Genomic DNA, 16,101 nt, shown 5'->3' with positions numbered 1-16,101 from the left:
AATTAGCATGTTAAAGTTAACGAGAATAATTCTTATTTCTTAACAGGGTTAACAAACATGAAATTCGGTATTTTTGCAGCAACGTTGCTGGCGTCAGCGGTTTGCTCGGCGACCACCTATCCTCTGACCGTCACGGATGTGGATGGGCAGACTATTACGCTGCAGAAAGAGCCTCAGCACATCATTTTACAGGATGGGCGAGATATCATGGCACTGGCGCTGCTGGACCGTAACGATCCTTTTAAACGTGTTGTGGCATGGAACAACCTGCCCAAAAAACAGGACACGCAAACCTGGGCGCTTCTGAAGAAAACCTGGCCACAGGCTGAAAACATTGTGGATATGGGGTTCAACGACCAGGGGCAGGTAAATCTTGAAAGCGTGCTGGCTAAGAAGCCGGACATGATGATTGCGCAGTTACGTGCTAAACCTGCTCTTATGCAGTCTGGTGTTCTGACCACGCTCAAAAGCCTGAATATCCCGGTCGTGTTTGTTGACTACGAACTGCATCCTAAAGAAAACACCGTGCCCGGGATTACCCTGCTGGGTAAAGTGCTGAACCGTGAAGCCGAGGCGAAGGCTTACACCGATTTTTATCAGCAGCACTGGCAGAACCTGCAGAAGGGCATTGACCAGGTAAAAACCAAACCCACCGTTTTTATTGAGCCGATAGCCGGTAACAGCGACAGTTGCTGCTTTACCCATAGCCACAGCGGTTGGGGTGGACTGGTTGAAGCGGTAGGCGGCAAAAATATCGGATCAGCGTTGCTGCCGGGTAACGCTGGCTTTGTTTCCCTGGAAAAAATCATCGCCATGAAACCGGATGTTTACATCATGACCGGCTCAAAACGTCCAAACAGCAATGTGCTGCCATTTGGTTACGGGGCGGACAGGAAAGACGTGGCGGCAACCTTTACGACTTTATTAAAGCGCACCGGCTTGTCGCAAATAGAGCCGGTCAAACAGGGACGCACGTACGGTATTTATCACCACTTTTATAACCATCCTTACAACATTATCGGGATGGAGATTCTGGCCAAAGACCTCTACCCAAAACAGTTTAGTCAGCTCGATCCGGTTGCGGATTACCATCAGATCATCCGGCAGTTTACAAAATTACCGGACGCGCCTGTGCTGTTGAGTTACCCGTAATTCTCATCAAGGTCAGGCGCGAATGACGCCTGACCTTGATGGCGCAGACCACGGTATTAACCGCTTTAGCTTGTCTGTCAGTCATCTGCACTGGGTTATTTTTCTTAACGATAAAGCGCCTTGTTAAAAATAAGCGTGCCATTTTTCATCGAACTGTCACTAACGCAGCGTTATTATTTCATCGCGACACTGGTGATGTGGTGTTGTCTGCTTTGCTTTTCCCTGATGCATATTAAGGGGTATTTTCCAGTTAACTGGTTTTAAAGACGACTTCCCGATCTGCGGATCGGGGCTTTATTTTTTATTGGTTTTTATGTCACGCCTGCCCTGATTTCCTTAATACCCGCAGTCTGTTATGTCATCTGTACTGTATCTCTGTTTCACGCGGTTTACTGTATGCCTGCCGAAAGGATGAAGACCAGACCGCGCTGGTTTACTGGCGCTGACTTTTAAGAGTTTTGGTGATTCTTATTTTTTGCTGCCGCGACAATAGTAGTGGCAACGGTGCGTAAGCGCCGTTACCACTGGAGGCAGTACCATGAAAAAAATAAAATCTGGTTTGATTATCGCCCTTTTAGCATACAGCACGATGTACAGCAGTTCCGCTCTGGCACAAGGGCCAGGTGGCCCAGGTGGACCCGACGGGCCGTGGCATCACCATGGTCGCGGTCCCGACGGCGACGGCCCGCCCGGCCTCGATCGCGATGGGCCTCCCGGCCGTCGGCCAGGCCCTGGCGGACCGCCACCGCCACCGCCCGATGTGCGCCGTGATTATCACCCGGATCGTTTTGCCTGGCGTGGTCATGAGTTCCGCCGTGGCGGCCCGGCTCCACGGGAATATTGTGGCGAGGATTACCGTATTGACGACTGGCGTGAGCGCGGCCTGAGAGAACCGCCTCCAGGCCAGCACTGGGCCGACATTGACGGTAACTATGTGCTGATTGCCGCCGCAACCGGCATTATTACCTCACTGATACTGAATAACGCCTTTCAGTAGAGACACAGGGATGGCATCGGCCATCCCTTTTTTTTGTGCACCCTGTTGCCCGTTACCAGGCTATTCTGACAGTAAATTTTGAACGTTCACCGGCTAAGGAGTTCTGATGACCACGGTTAAGATGGTGGCTGTTGATATGGATGGCACATTTCTGGATGACAAAAAACAGTACAACCGCTCGCGTTTCCTCGCCTGTTACCACCAGCTCACTCAGCGAAATATCAAGTTTGTCGTTGCCAGTGGTAACCAGTATCACCAACTCCGATCGTTTTTTCCTGAAATCGCCAGCGAGATCGCCTTTGTGGCAGAAAACGGCGCATTAATTATCGATCGTGATGAGGAGCTGTTCTGTGGCGCGTTTACGCGTGATGACATAGATGCGGTGCTGGATACGTTAAAGAATGGTCACTATCCCGACCTGCGCTATCTGCTTTGCGGGCGTGACAGCGCCTATTATTTTGAAGGAATGGATGAGAAGTGGCTGGTCAAGATGCGACATTATTGCCATCGCCTCCGACCCATTCGTTCTCTTGATGAGGTTGCCGGGGACAAGATACTTAAGTTTGCGCTTAATCTGTCAGACGATTATGTGGAACCCCTGATGGCAGATATTCAGCGCCTGCATCAAGGCGCGGCGGCGGCCACTTCCAGCGGTCACGGTTCGGTAGATTTAATCGTTCCCGGTCAGCACAAAGCAAACGGCCTGAACCTGCTGGCGCAGCGCTGGGGCATTTCTCACGATCGGGTACTGGCATTCGGTGACGGCGGCAACGATCTGGAGATGCTGGAGCAGTCCGGCTTCAGTTTCGCTATGAGCAATGCCCCGCAGCGGGTAAAAGAGACCGCGCGTTTCCGGGCACCTGCCAACAATGATGAAGGTGTGTTACAGGTCATTGAGCAGATGCTGGCAGGCGAACCGCCCTTTACGCCGGCATAGTGACGGGCACCAGGCTACAAATGCCGAGAGTCAACTATGCGGGCGGTGGATAAGCCTGCACAAGGACTATGCGCTAACCGGCCAGGCACGAACCATCATGTCGCGCATTTCATCTTTGCTGTAACTCACCAGGCTGTTTTTACTGTTAGCCCGGGCCAGAACCCAGTCGATGTCAGACGGGCTGAGCGCTGGACCGTCCTGCCAGAAAGCCGTAATGGCTGAGCGCTGTAGCCAGGCTTTCAGGTAGTGCGCCGGAGAATCGGTGTGCGCGTCAAAAAGCTGTTGATGCATGTCGGCCATCAACTGACACTGTTGCGGGTGCTGACTGTCTGCCAGATGATCCAGAAACGTAAAGAGCAGTCTTCCGCATACTTCACCGTGGTGGAAGGGCTTAATCGCGCCCAGTTCGCCCGCAATCCCGTGAATGACGCCCAGCCCCGCGCTGCTCAGGCTGATCCCGCCCAGCCAGGACGCCATCATCATCGCTTCACGCGCGCGATCGCCAGCCTCATCTTGCTGGTTTTGCGCAGGCCAGCCCTGAATGAACTGACGCAATCCGGTGAGGGCTAACTGGCGGGTGAAGAGGTTGCCCTTGTTGGACAGATAGGCTTCGAACAGGTGGGTAAATGCGTCGATTCCGCAGGTAGCCAGCACCTTATCGGGGGCGCCTTTCAGCAAGTCGGGATCGAGGATGGCGACCTGTGGCACAAATACCGGATGACGCAGCGACGCTTTGATCTGAATATCCCGCTGATCCGTAACAACGGCGTTTTGCGTAACTTCACTGCCGGTGCCCGCCGTGGTAGGGACCGCAATCAGGGGCAATGTGATGGCACTGACCGCCGTATCTCCGACCTTTTCCAGATAGCGTGCTGTCGGTAACGGATGCTGAATCATGGCGCTAAAAGCCTTAGCGGCATCCAGAACGCTGCCGCCGCCCACCGCCACGACTCTGTCAACATGACCACGCCAGCGCGCGACCCAGGCATCAATATCGCCGGGTGAGGCTTCGTTATTCACAATCTCATAACCGACAATATGATCGTTGAGCGTGGATTTGAGCCGGGCGTAAGCTTCGCCCTGTAAAAATGAACGACCGCAAAAGAGCAGGGTAGCCTGGGGTTGGGCAGCCAGCAGGGGAATCAGCTTATTGAGGCTTCCCCGGCCAAAAAAGGTTTGTTGATTGCTGTACAGCTCACTCAGATTCTCACTCACCAGCGCATCCTTTTATATCTTCGCTAAAATCTGAGTGTAACCAAAAGCCGGCGATCGGCCCCGCGAAACTTTGTTATTCCGCAGGGAGGAAAAGTTGATCGCCTTCGCAAAACGCAAATTCATCCACGGTGGGGTGATGCTTTAACCAGGATGTTACCCTTAACATGTTATCGGTAACAGGGGTTGTCAAAATGTTACGACTCTTGCAGAACCCCGGTTTTACATGTCCTCAGGGACCACGATAACAAAGCGGCACTGAAACTATTCAGGGCATCAGGTGGAGAAAAATTATGCCATTACTCTATGTGGCGATTGGCGTGGCATTACTGTTACTGCTGATGATTCGCTTTAAACTCAATGGCTTTATCGCGCTGATTTTAGTCGCCCTGGCAGTTGGCGTCATGCAGGGCATGCCGGTCAACAAAGTGATTCTTTCGATTAAAAATGGCGTCGGTGGGACGCTGGGCGGCCTGGCGCTGATTATGGGTTTTGGCGCAATGCTCGGTAAATTACTGGCCGACTGCGGTGGCGCGCAACGTATCGCGACCACGCTGATCGACAAGTTCGGCACAAGGCACATCCAATGGGCACTGGTGCTGACCGGATTTATTGTGGGTTTTGCTCTGTTCTATGAAGTGGGCTTTGTCTTGATGCTGCCGCTGGTCTTCAGCGTTGCCGCATCGGCACGCGTACCGCTGCTGTTTGTCGGCGTCCCTATGGCGGCGGCATTGTCCGTGACCCATGGTTTTCTCCCGCCTCATCCCGGCCCCACGGCGATTGCCACACTGTTTAATGCCGATATGGGCAAAACACTGCTGTTTGGAACCTTACTGGGCATCCCAACGGTGATTCTCGCCGGGCCAGTTTATGCACGTTTCCTGAAAGGGATTGATAAACCTATTCCAGAAGGGCTTTATAACCCCAAAACGTTTAGCGAAGCGGAAATGCCCAGCTTTGGCGTCAGCGTCTGGACATCCCTTGTTCCCGTCGTCCTGATGGCGCTGCGTGCGGTAGCCGAAATGGTGCTGCCCAAAGGCCATGCGTTGTTGCCTTATGCCGAGTTCTTTGGCGATCCCATTATGGCGACGCTGATTGCCGTGCTGATTGCGATTTTCACTTTTGGTCTGAACCGTGGACGCAGCATGGAACAGGTGATGGATACGCTAAGCGACTCCATCAAAATTATCGCGATGATGCTGCTGATTATCGGTGGCGGCGGTGCCTTCAAGCAGGTTCTGGTGGACAGCGGCGTGGATAAATACATTGCCAATATGATGCATGCCACCAATCTGTCGCCGCTGTTTATGGCCTGGTCTATTGCTGCCGTGCTGCGCATTGCCCTGGGTTCTGCAACCGTGGCGGCGATTACCGCAGGGGGGATTGTGGCTCCGTTAATTGCAACCAGCGGGGCGAGCCCGGAGTTAATGGTGATCGCTGTGGGTTCTGGCAGCGTGATTTTTTCACACGTTAATGACCCCGGTTTCTGGTTGTTTAAAGAGTATTTTAACCTGACGATTGGCGAAACTATTCGGTCATGGTCGGCACTGGAAACCATTATTTCGGTATGTGGTTTGGTGGGATGCTTACTGCTTTCCTACGTGGTGTAAGGTGCCTGCATAAAGCAGTAGGGCCGCGCAGGACCGGCGGCCCGTACTGTTAATCTGAATCTTCAAATCCCGCTTTTACCATCTGTTCTCGCAATGCGCGGGCAATTTCACGGTTACCGCCGGTCACCGGATAAATCACGTTATTAACGACATCGTCAAGATAGTGCACCGCAAACTCCTGTCGGGTAAGTTGCGTGCCGCCTTCATCATTGATGGCGAAAAAACCTTTGATTTGATCACCGCTGTATTTTGCCTTGAGGCTATAGCGGCCCATACTGGTATTTATGCTACTCATAAGGTCTCTCCCTGCTTTGCATTTTTAGTGTCAAAACCGACGAGTTGTCCTGTCCGCATAAATTTTAGCCAGGATTAATCCGCAAAACGAAGCGGCAAGGCAGGTAAAAACCTGCTATGCGATGCTTCTCACAGAAAATAACTATTAAAGCTGAATGTTGCTTCGATGGATGAGATCGCAATAAGCAAAAAGCACAGCCTCAAATCTTGCCTATACTGTTATGGGAATGTTTTTTTAGGTAAGGGAGAGGAAATGAAAATAATTCTGTGGATTATCGCCATTATTTTTATCGTGGGACTACTGACCCTGACAGGGGTATTTAAACTGATTTTCTGATTCTATGGGCACCTCAACGGTGCCCAAATCCTTTCTGACCACCTTTGTCGCATCAAGCCGCGCTATTTATCCTCTTCCCTGTAAGCCTGTAAGCCTGTAAGCCTGTAAGTTCTACCTTCATCGCTATCTCTCTGGCGTCTTTGCCCGTCACGCTGGTCTAGGCAGGTTTGTCCCTGATGCAATAATTTACATCCCAAACTATTAATTATTTCTTTATTAATCGAGTGATTAAACGGCGTTTATTCGTGCGCCGATTGCGCCCGTTTTTTGTTTTTTAGCGGGCACAGCGCGCAACTGGTGGCGTTTAATAAAGGCAGGATAATCACCTCATTTAGCGAGAATATGGCAAGTGCTGGTTGTTTGGCTCTGGTTCATCTTCCCTGTTTTAAAATCCCTCACGCTTTAGCTCGTTAAGCATAACGACATGCCGAACAGACTCCAGAAGGGTTTCGCTCTCTCTGCTGCAGGCGGGTTTTTACGTTGTTGTTTTCAGTATGGAACGCTGGATTTAGCCAATACAATAAAGGTAATACCGAAGTGAACAGGTCTTTTATCGCACGCTTATCAGCGCCCTTACTGGCGTTATTTTTTTCATTTTCTCTCCAGGCGGCCATGCTCACCCAGCAGATAAAATCGGGCTGGGACACTTTCACTGATAATGTCCAGCAAACCTGGCAACAGCCTGACTCCATTGATGTTTATGTGCCCGCCATCACCTGGCATAACCGCTGGACGTATGATGATGAGCATATCCACAGATATAACGAACGTCCCTGGGGAGCGGGTGGTGGGGTTTCACGTTACGATGAGAAAGGTAACTGGCACGGCCTTTACCTGATGGCGTTTAAAGATTCCTTTAACAAGTGGGAACCCTTTGGCGGCTATGGCTGGGAAGCAACCTGGCGGCCACTGTCGGATCAGAATTTTCACTATGGTTTGGGCTTTACCGCTGGCATCACGGCGAGGAATAACTGGGGATACTATCCTGTGCCGGCATTATTGCCGTTAGCATCAGTAGGTTATGGGCCGGTTAATTTTCAAATGACTTATATTCCAGGCACTTACAACAACGGTAACGTGTATTTTGCCTGGCTGCGCTGGCAGTTTTAAGCCTCAGAACCCCTGAATAAGTCACTAAAGGGAAAATAATAGCGATATTTATCACTTTTTCATCAATTCAGGCTGGACAAAACCCTCAGCAATTGCTGTACTAGATGGCGACACAGTTTAGTGTCCATTTTTCATGTAAAGGTAATATAGATGTCTAAGATTAAAGGTAACGTTAAGTGGTTTAATGAATCTAAAGGATTCGGTTTCATTACTCCTGAAGATGGCAGCAAAGATGTATTCGTACATTTCTCTGCGATCCAGAGCAATGGCTTCAAAACTCTGGCTGAAGGTCAGCGTGTAGAGTTTGAAATCACTGACGGCGCAAAAGGCCCATCTGCTGCTAACGTTATCAGTCTGTAAGTTAACAGTCAGAATTCTAAAAACCCGCCTTCTGGCGGGTTTTTTTATGGCTGCACGCAACCACACCGTTGGTTTTCAGCCCGGCTTTATGCGGAACACTTACACAATGGCTTCGCTCTTATCCCACCGCACTTTCCCTCGCATCATCACGTTCTCGCGTTAACCCGGGCCGCACCTGGTTCTACTGCTACATCGAACTCAGGCCCATTCTGCAGCACTACAACGACTGGCAAACTGCGGAGCGAGTCACAGATAATCCCCGTAACATAATCATAACAACTCGCAGGAGCAGCATTTTACGGCGTCTCGGGTTATAACTGACTCTCCGCATCGCAGATAAAGAGGTGACAGGATGAATATTCGTCCAGCTCAGGCGAAGGACAGCTTCGTGTTGAGCGCGTTGTTAAGTGAACTTGGTTATGGCGGTACAGAGCATTTTATTGAGCAACGTCTTGCTCAACTGATGACCGATCCGAATGAGAAGCTGCTGGTTGCAGAGCACGGCAATCAGGTGCTGGGGTTTATCTCTCTTCATTTTATTCCTCAGCTGGCGCTGGCGGGCGATTTTGCTCGCATCAGCTACGTGTGCATTGCCGAAGGTGAGCGTAGCAAAGGCGTCGGACAGAAACTGCTGCAGCACGCAGAAGCGCTGGCGGCTCAGCACGGCTGTGATCGCATGGAAGTGCACTGTCATGCCTCGCGCCTCAAAGCAAACCAGTTTTATGGCCGTGAAGGTTATGTTGAATCGCCACGCTATCATGTGAAAGCATTACAGCCTCTGTAAGATGACAGGCTCACCATTGGGCACGGCGTCGCTGGAGAAGGGATAATGAAAGTCGCGCTAGGGCAATTTGCAGTTAAGCGTGAATGGCAGGAAAACGCCACAACCTGCCTGAGCATGATGGATCAGGCCAGCCGTGCTGATGCCGACCTGTTAGTCCTGCCTGAGGCGGTGCTGGCCAGTGACATCACAAACCCCGATTTAATTCTGGAAGCCGCACAGCCGCTGGATGGACCATTCCTGTCGCAATTGCTGGTCGCCAGTAAGGGCACCAGACTGACGACGGTCCTGGGAATGCATGTACCAGGTAATAACCATAAAGTCTTTAACGTGCTGGTGGTGATTCGCGACGGGAAGCTCGTGGCAGAGTATCGCAAACTGCATCTCTATGATGCCTTTGCCATACAGGAATCAACGCGAGTTGAAGCGGGTGAACAGGTTCCACCTCTGGTGGAAGTGGCGGGCATGAAAGTAGGGCTGATGACCTGTTACGATGTGCGTTTTCCTGAGCTGGCACGGCGGCTTGTGCTGGATGGTGCCGACGTGCTGGTCTTACCTTCAGCCTGGGTCAAAGGGCCGTTAAAAGAGATGCACTGGGATTTACTTACCCGCACGCGTGCGCTGGAAAATACCTGTTATGTGGTCGCCGTCGGAGAGTGCGGGACGCGTAATATTGGCAACAGCATGGTGGTTGATCCACTGGGTGTGCCAATAAGCCGTGCGGCCGAGTCTCACGCACTGATCTTCGCCGAGCTTGACCCGCAAAGAATCGCTACGGCACGCGCAATGTTACCGGTGCTGGATAACCGCCGGTTTAGTCGGCCTGAACTGGATGCGTCGCGCCAGGTGTTATTCGGCAGGACGGGGCCTGGGACCTGAAGGAGGGCAACCGCGATCTTACTCTGTTACAGATTACGCTTGAGCTTAGGGCTAAACTGCGCCTAAATAGGGGTTACCGTTATTCGCCAGATTATAAAGGTTAAATATGGAAGGTATCAGTATTGCCAAGCTGCTGATTATCGGTGCGCTTATCGTACTGCTTTTCGGCACCAATAAATTACGTTCTCTGGGTGGCGATCTGGGTTCTGCAATCAAAGGCTTTAAAAAGGCCATGAAAGACGAAGATTCCAGTGCAGCACGCACCACAGCGGAAGAAACACCTGCAGAACGCGTTTCTCACAAAGACTAATGCCAAGTCAGTTTTAGAAAAGTGTTAATTTTTATTTCTGACCGCAGTAAAAAAAACCAGATTGCGGACAATCTGGTTTTTTTGTTTTTTAATGACGGCGGTTGAGCGAACGCTATTTGACTTCCAGGCCTTTTGCCTGCATATCGGCGTGGTAAGACGAGCGGACAAAAGGACCACAGGCCGCATGGGTAAAGCCCATCGCCATCGCCTCTTCTTTCATCTCATCAAATTCCGCTGGACTGACATAGCGCTGAACGGGCAGATGGTGACGGCTGGGCTGCAGATACTGACCCAGCGTTAACATCGTCACACCGTGACGACGCAGGTCGCGCATCACCTCAACGATTTCAGCGTTGGTTTCACCCAGACCTACCATCAAACCGGATTTCGTCGGCACCTCTGGATGGGCTTCTTTAAAGCGCTCCAGCAGTTTCAGCGACCATTCATAGTTTGCGCCCGGGCGCACCTGGCGATACACGCGCGGCACGTTTTCAAGGTTGTGGTTAAACACATCCGGCGGAGTTGCAGTCAGAATCTCAAGCGCACGATCCATACGACCACGGAAGTCAGGCACCAGGGTTTCAATTTTAATGCTGGGGCTTTTTTCCCGGATGGCGGTGATACAGTCGGCAAAATGCTGCGCGCCGCCATCACGCAGATCGTCACGATCCACCGAGGTGATAACGACATAGCGCAGGGCCATATCGGCGATGGTCTGGGCGAGTTTACCCGGCTCGTTCGCATCAGGCGCGTTAGGACGACCGTGTGCAACATCGCAGAACGGGCAGCGACGGGTACAGATTGCGCCCAGGATCATAAAGGTTGCCGTACCGTGGTTAAAACATTCGGCAAGGTTAGGGCAGGAGGCTTCTTCACAAACGGAGTGGAGTCCGTTTTTACGCATTGCCGCTTTTATGCCCTGAATACGACTGGAGTCCGCAGGCAGTTTGATTTTCATCCACTCCGGCTTGCGTAAAATCTCTTGCCGGTCGACGGCCACGGTTTTCACCGGGATCAGCGCCATTTTGTCTGCGTCACGATATTTGACGCCGCGTTCCATCTGAATTGGTTTACTCATAAATCAGCAGGTTCCGGTCGGATTGCGATTTGAAAGCTGTCTCACTCAACCCGAGAAGGCGGCTTTCAACTTTATTTGAAAAAAGTGCAAAAATTATATCATCTCATCGACCAGGAAGCAGCCAAAGACAGAGCCGATAAGTTACATATTTGTAAATACGCATTCACAGTTAACTCAGTCCGAGGTCTTAACCGGGTGCCATTCGACCTGTTGATAACCCAACTGCTGGGCAAACGTCTCCGCCAGCAACGGCTGGACATCGGCGAGCGTGACCTCAGGTCGAAAGTGTTGCAACTGCGTCATGTTCATTCCGGCATAGCCACAAGGATTGATACGTAAAAAAGGTGACAAGTCCATCGCCACGTTTAACGCCAGTCCGTGAAAAGAACAGCCCTTACGAATACGCAGTCCCAGCGAGCAGATTTTCTCGTCACCCACATAGACGCCAGGCGCATCGGGACGGGCTCGGGCAGCCACGCCAAAGCGCGCCAGCACGGCAATCACGGTTTCCTCTAAGGCGGTAACCAACTGACGCACACCGGTTTTGCGGCGTTTAACATCAATCAGTACGTACATAACCTGTTGTCCGGGGCCGTGGTAGGTCACCTGGCCGCCTCTGTCGCTCTGTACCACCGGAATATCGCCGGGCATCAGCAGGTGCTCGGCTTTTCCTGCCTGGCCCTGAGTAAATACCGGGTAATGTTCAACCAGCCAGACTTCATCCCGGCTTTCGGCGTTGCGCTGGTCGGTATAGTGGTGCATGGCGTCTGAGGTCGATTGCCAGTCACATAAACCAAACTGGCGAATAAGAAGCGTGTCAGCTGACAAAACGAGTATCCGTTAAAAGGCGAGAGGCTGAGTATAACGCTGGCGGCGCTGAAGTTAAACGCCTTCGCGATGAGGCGGTTATCGTGGCGCAGAGAGGTTTAAGGTGGGATCGGTGCTGGCATATCGCCAGCCAATAAAAATGGGTCAGTGCGTTACCCGCAGCCTGACCCGTTTACCCTTTTTTGAGGAGGTTACAGCACCATCCGCACGATTTCGATTTTGCCCAGTTCTTCATACAGGGTTTCAACCTGTTCGATATGGGTGGCGTTGATCGTGACATTGACCGAGTGATAGTTACCTTTGCTGCTGGGTTTCACTTCTGGGCTGTAATCGCCGGGTGCATGGCGTTGCACTACCTCAAGCACCAAATCAACCAGCTCCGGCTGTGCCAGCCCCATCACTTTGTAGGTAAACGGGGTAGGGAATTCGAGCAGTTCATTCAGTTTGGTTTTCATAATCACTCCGGTACATAAAAAACAGGCTCCCGCCGAAGCGGGAGCATCATATTAACCTGTAATGGGGGCAAGGTGGCGGTTTTTCAACCGCCCTGCGCCCTTAACCGAACCAGTGATGGAACATCAGTTTGATGTAGTCAACGATACGGCTGAAGAAACCGCCTTCAGAAACTTCGTTCAACACCACCAGAGGACGCTGATCGATCGTTTTGCCATCCAGCTGGAAATTGATACTGCCTACCACCTGATTTTTCTTCAGCGGTGCATGCAGTTCAGTATTGGTCAGCACATAGCTGGCTTTCAGATCTTTCATGCGGCCGCGCGGAATCGTCAGGTAAGCATCTTTCTCGACGCCCAACTGTACGCGATCGCTGTTACCAAACCATACCGGTTCAGAAGCAAACTCTTTTCCGGCTTTCAGCGGCGCGACGGTTTCAAAGAAGCGGAAGCCCCAGGTCAGCAGCTTTTTACTTTCGGTTTCGCGGCCTTTATAGGTATGTCCGCCCATCACGGCTGAGATCAGACGCATCTGGCCTTCTGTCGCCGAGGCGACCAGGTTATAACCTGCTGCCGCGGTATGGCCGGTTTTGATGCCATCGACCGTCAAACTGGTATCCCACAGCAGACCGTTACGGTTCATCTGACGGATATTGTTAAAGGTAAACTCTTTCTCTTTATAAACCGCGTACTCTTCCGGCACATCACGGATCAGCGCCTGGCCGATCAGCGCCATGTCACGTGCCGAGCTGTACTGTCCTTCCGCATCCAGACCATGAACCGTCTGGAAATGGGTGTTTTGCAGACCCAGCGCTTTGACGTAGTTGTTCATCAGGCCAACAAAAGCATCCTGGCTGCCGGCGACATAGTCCGCCATCGCTACGCAGGCATCGTTACCAGACTGCAATACGATGCCACGGGTGAGCTGAGAAACCGGTACGCGGTCGCCTGGTTTCAGGAACATTAACGATGAACCCTTGAACACCGGATTGCCGGTTGCCCACGCATCCTGACCCACAGTAACGATGTCGTCCTGATGGATCTTTCCGGCTTTCACTGCCTGACCGATAACGTAGCTGGTCATCATCTTCGTCAGGCTTGCTGGGTCGCGACGGGCATCCGCGTTTTTCTCTGCCAGCACTTTTCCCGAGTTGTAGTCGATGAGAACGTAGGCTTCGGCATCAATGTCCGGTACGCCCGGAATCATGGTCTTGAGATTAACATCATCAGCGATAGCAACATGGCTGAGAGAGAAAGCGATCAGTGATCCCACTGTCAGGCGTTTTAACAAACGAGAAGGTTTCAGCGTGTTCATGTGTGGGACGACAACATCCATGGGTTTAGGGTTTAAAAAAGTCACTCATCATAACAAATGCCTGATTTACAGGTATCCGACTTAATGACTGGGTTGTTAGCAGACGTTACCAATCAGAGCATCTCTGTCGGTTAACGGCCTGCTGTGGTCACGAAGGCCGCGCTCTGGCCTTCACTGCTCAGGCGTTGCTGTAAAGCAACGGCTTCAGCACGGGTTTTATAACCACCAAGTTGTACGCGGTAGACATTGCCTGCATTTTCCACTGCACCGGGGACACCGAAGCGCTGGCGCAGACTGGCGAGCAACTGCCGGGCACGTGCAGCATCATTGATGGCACTGACCTGAACCACATAGCCTGAAAGCGATGATCCGCCCTGAGTCGCGGGTGCCGGGTGAGAGGTCGCGGCACTGGCCGCAATCGGTGCTGCGGCTGCCGGAGCCGCAGCAGCAGGTGCGCTGGCGGCAGGCTCGCTACCTTCCAGCACGCCGCTCGCTAACGGCTGCGGGGCACCCAGAAAACCGCCGCTCTGCACTGGTGCGCCCATGGCATCATGACTTTGCAGAGTGGCATTGCTCACCGGCGAGACATCCTGCGCATCGGGTTCAGTCGTCGGCGCTGTCTGCTGCTGACTGCCACCGCTCATCACTGGCTGGCTGCTACCGTTCATCATCGGCTGGCTACCACCACCGTTCATCACGGGTGGGCTGCTCATGACCGGGCCGTTCAAATCGGGACGCGAAGGCAGGGCATAGCTCTGTTTGGCGACCACGGTGCCGATGGTACCGGGACCGGAGAGCGTGCCGTCTGGCGCGACGCTGATGTAATCAACGCGCACGCGGGAATTATTGGAGATGTTCAGGCGGTCACCCGCGGCACGAGACAGATCGATAATGCGCCCCGGCGTATAAGGGCCGCGATCGTTAACGCGCACGACAATCTGACGTCCGTTTGCCAGGTTAGTGACGCGCACATAGCTTGGCAGAGGAAGCGTCGGGTGGGCGGCGGTCAGGGCATCGGGATCAAAGGTTTCCCCCGTCGCAGTACGATTACCCTGCGCTTCTTCACCGTACCAGGTAGCCAGACCCACTTCGCTATAGTTGGCCGGATTTTTAATGATGCGGTAGTTTTTACCGTTGACGCTGTAGTCCTGATTGGTCGACGGATTGACCGGCTCATAACGAGGCTCAACGCCAGGAATTTCAACCACCGGGCCGTTATAGGCAGGCTGGGGTGGCGCACTTTGTTGTTGCGGTTCCTGGGTAGAACATGCAGCTAAAACCAATGAAGCCAATACAACGCCAAGCCAGTCCTTACGCATCTGCGACCTCTTAAACACTTTTAGATAACATTTTTCGGTGTGTGTGGATCGACATGACGATGCCAAATCCTGCCATAAGTACAATAAGCGCCGATCCGCCGTAACTGACCAGCGGCAGTGGAACGCCAACCACCGGTAAGATACCACTAACCATGCCAATGTTAACGAAAACATAGACGAATAAAATCAACATTAACCCCCCGGCCATCACGCGGCCAAAGGTCGTCTGTGCACGGGCAGCCACAATCAGTCCGCGCATAATTAACAGCAGATACAGCACCAGCAGCACCAGTACGCCTACCAGTCCCAGTTCTTCGGCCAGCACGGCAAAAATAAAGTCGGTATGGCGTTCCGGTAAGAACTCAAGCTGTGACTGGGTTCCATGCAACCAGCCCTTACCGCGCAAGCCGCCAGAGCCGATGGCAATTTTCGACTGAATGATGTGATAACCCGCGCCAAGCGGATCGGTCTCGGGATCGAGCAGCATCATCACGCGGTCGCGCTGATAATCATGCATCAGGAAGAACCACAGAATGGGAATAAAGGCTGCAACCAGCAGTACGGCGATACCAATCAGTTTCCAGCTCATCCCGGACAGGAACAGCACAAACAAACCCGATGCCGCCACCAGAATAGAGGTACCAAGGTCAGGCTGCGCCGCGACTAACAGGGTAGGAAGAAAGATCAGCACCAGCGCAATCGCGGTGTTTTTTAACGTTGGCGGGCACACGTCGCGGTTGATAAAGCGGGCCACCATCAAGGGAACTGCGATTTTGGCAATTTCAGAGGGCTGAAAGCGGACAAAACCCAAATCCAGCCAACGCTGGGCGCCTTTACTGATTTGCCCAAAGGCATCCACGGCAACGAGCAGGATGACACAGACAATATACAAATAGGGGGCCCAGCCTTCGTACACCCGGGGTGGAACCTGTGCCAGCACCAGCATGATAACCAATCCCATGGCGATCTGACCCAGCTTACGCTCCATCATGCCGGGGTCCTGACCGCTGGCACTCCAGATAACAATGGCGCTAAAGGTCAGCAGCGCGAGGATAATCAGCATAAAGAGCGGATCAATGTGCATGCGCATCCAGATTGTCCGCTTCTGCGGGCTGTCATTCATCGACATG

At 52.4% G+C, this 16,101-nt stretch carries 17 protein-coding genes; 9 read left to right on the top strand and 8 right to left on the bottom strand.

Going from position 1 to position 16,101, the window contains the following annotated elements; all coding sequences use genetic code 11:
- The first annotated feature begins 57 nt into the window (after positions 1–57).
- The 3 genes from NR177_RS15075 (at position 58) to NR177_RS15065 (ending at position 3,086) form a co-directional block, all read left to right on the top strand.
- A complete protein-coding gene (locus tag NR177_RS15075; protein WP_096011916.1) occupies positions 58–1,152 on the top strand; it encodes an ABC transporter substrate-binding protein in 1,095 nt (364 codons plus the stop codon).
- A gap of 538 nt (positions 1,153–1,690) precedes the next feature.
- Positions 1,691–2,149, top strand: coding sequence for an RcnB family protein (locus tag NR177_RS15070; RefSeq protein ID WP_109717154.1), 459 nt, complete (start codon positions 1,691–1,693; stop codon positions 2,147–2,149).
- Between the two features lie 106 nt (positions 2,150–2,255).
- Positions 2,256–3,086, top strand: a complete 831-nt coding sequence (locus NR177_RS15065) for a Cof-type HAD-IIB family hydrolase (protein ID WP_109717155.1) — start codon at positions 2,256–2,258, stop codon at positions 3,084–3,086.
- Positions 3,087–3,152: 66 nt separating this feature from the next.
- On the opposite strand, the gene NR177_RS15060 is transcribed toward NR177_RS15065, so the two are convergent.
- Complete coding sequence (locus tag NR177_RS15060) at positions 3,153–4,301, bottom strand: iron-containing alcohol dehydrogenase (protein WP_063878734.1); 1,149 nt, start codon at positions 4,299–4,301, stop codon at positions 3,153–3,155.
- Between the two features lie 290 nt (positions 4,302–4,591).
- Between NR177_RS15060 and gntT the strand changes: the two genes are divergently transcribed.
- Positions 4,592–5,908, top strand: a complete 1,317-nt coding sequence (gntT, locus tag NR177_RS15055) for a gluconate transporter (RefSeq protein WP_063878735.1) — start codon at positions 4,592–4,594, stop codon at positions 5,906–5,908.
- Positions 5,909–5,957: 49 nt separating this feature from the next.
- Here the strand turns inward: gntT and NR177_RS15050 are convergent, their stop codons facing one another.
- Positions 5,958–6,203: a hypothetical protein gene (locus NR177_RS15050; protein WP_063878736.1), complete on the bottom strand. Its 246-nt coding sequence runs from the start codon at positions 6,201–6,203 to the stop codon at positions 5,958–5,960.
- A gap of 873 nt (positions 6,204–7,076) precedes the next feature.
- On the opposite strand from NR177_RS15050, the gene pagP reads away from it, so the two are divergent.
- The 5 genes from pagP (at position 7,077) to tatE (ending at position 9,979) form a co-directional block, all read left to right on the top strand.
- A complete protein-coding gene (gene pagP / locus NR177_RS15045) occupies positions 7,077–7,649 on the top strand; it encodes a lipid IV(A) palmitoyltransferase PagP (protein ID WP_338156913.1) in 573 nt (190 codons plus the stop codon).
- 150 nt (positions 7,650–7,799) lie between these two features.
- Complete coding sequence (gene cspE / locus NR177_RS15040; protein ID WP_006118399.1) at positions 7,800–8,009, top strand: transcription antiterminator/RNA stability regulator CspE; 210 nt, start codon at positions 7,800–7,802, stop codon at positions 8,007–8,009.
- A gap of 352 nt (positions 8,010–8,361) precedes the next feature.
- On the top strand, positions 8,362–8,793 hold the full coding sequence (locus NR177_RS15035) for a GNAT family N-acetyltransferase (RefSeq protein WP_063878738.1): 432 nt from the start codon (positions 8,362–8,364) through the stop codon (positions 8,791–8,793).
- Between the two features lie 45 nt (positions 8,794–8,838).
- Positions 8,839–9,669: a deaminated glutathione amidase gene (locus NR177_RS15030; protein ID WP_256853155.1), complete on the top strand. Its 831-nt coding sequence runs from the start codon at positions 8,839–8,841 to the stop codon at positions 9,667–9,669.
- A gap of 106 nt (positions 9,670–9,775) precedes the next feature.
- Positions 9,776–9,979, top strand: a complete 204-nt coding sequence (tatE, locus tag NR177_RS15025; protein WP_063878740.1) for a twin-arginine translocase subunit TatE — start codon at positions 9,776–9,778, stop codon at positions 9,977–9,979.
- 112 nt (positions 9,980–10,091) lie between these two features.
- Here the strand turns inward: tatE and lipA are convergent, their stop codons facing one another.
- The 6 genes from lipA to mrdB all read right to left on the bottom strand — a co-directional run bounded on the left by lipA (position 10,092) and on the right by mrdB (position 16,094).
- A complete protein-coding gene (gene lipA, locus NR177_RS15020; protein WP_063878741.1) occupies positions 10,092–11,057 on the bottom strand; it encodes a lipoyl synthase in 966 nt (321 codons plus the stop codon).
- Positions 11,058–11,231: 174 nt separating this feature from the next.
- Entirely contained in the window at positions 11,232–11,885 is a 654-nt protein-coding gene (gene lipB / locus NR177_RS15015) for a lipoyl(octanoyl) transferase LipB (protein ID WP_218995641.1), read from the bottom strand.
- A 191-nt stretch (positions 11,886–12,076) separates the two neighbouring features.
- Positions 12,077–12,340: a DUF493 family protein YbeD gene (gene ybeD / locus NR177_RS15010; protein WP_006118404.1), complete on the bottom strand. Its 264-nt coding sequence runs from the start codon at positions 12,338–12,340 to the stop codon at positions 12,077–12,079.
- 100 nt (positions 12,341–12,440) lie between these two features.
- Complete coding sequence (dacA, locus tag NR177_RS15005) at positions 12,441–13,652, bottom strand: D-alanyl-D-alanine carboxypeptidase DacA (protein ID WP_063878743.1); 1,212 nt, start codon at positions 13,650–13,652, stop codon at positions 12,441–12,443.
- A 131-nt stretch (positions 13,653–13,783) separates the two neighbouring features.
- A complete protein-coding gene (rlpA, locus tag NR177_RS15000; protein WP_256853154.1) occupies positions 13,784–14,971 on the bottom strand; it encodes an endolytic peptidoglycan transglycosylase RlpA in 1,188 nt (395 codons plus the stop codon).
- 10 nt (positions 14,972–14,981) lie between these two features.
- Positions 14,982–16,094, bottom strand: coding sequence for a peptidoglycan glycosyltransferase MrdB (mrdB, locus tag NR177_RS14995; protein WP_063881129.1), 1,113 nt, complete (start codon positions 16,092–16,094; stop codon positions 14,982–14,984).
- Positions 16,095–16,101: the final 7 nt, after the last annotated feature.

This window comes from Pantoea sp. Fr+CA_20 (assembly GCF_024520835.1).
GTDB classification, from domain to species: domain Bacteria; phylum Pseudomonadota; class Gammaproteobacteria; order Enterobacterales; family Enterobacteriaceae; genus Pantoea; species Pantoea allii.
The sequence above is the reverse complement of the archived record's forward strand: the minus strand, read 5'-3'. Positions and strand labels throughout refer to the sequence as shown.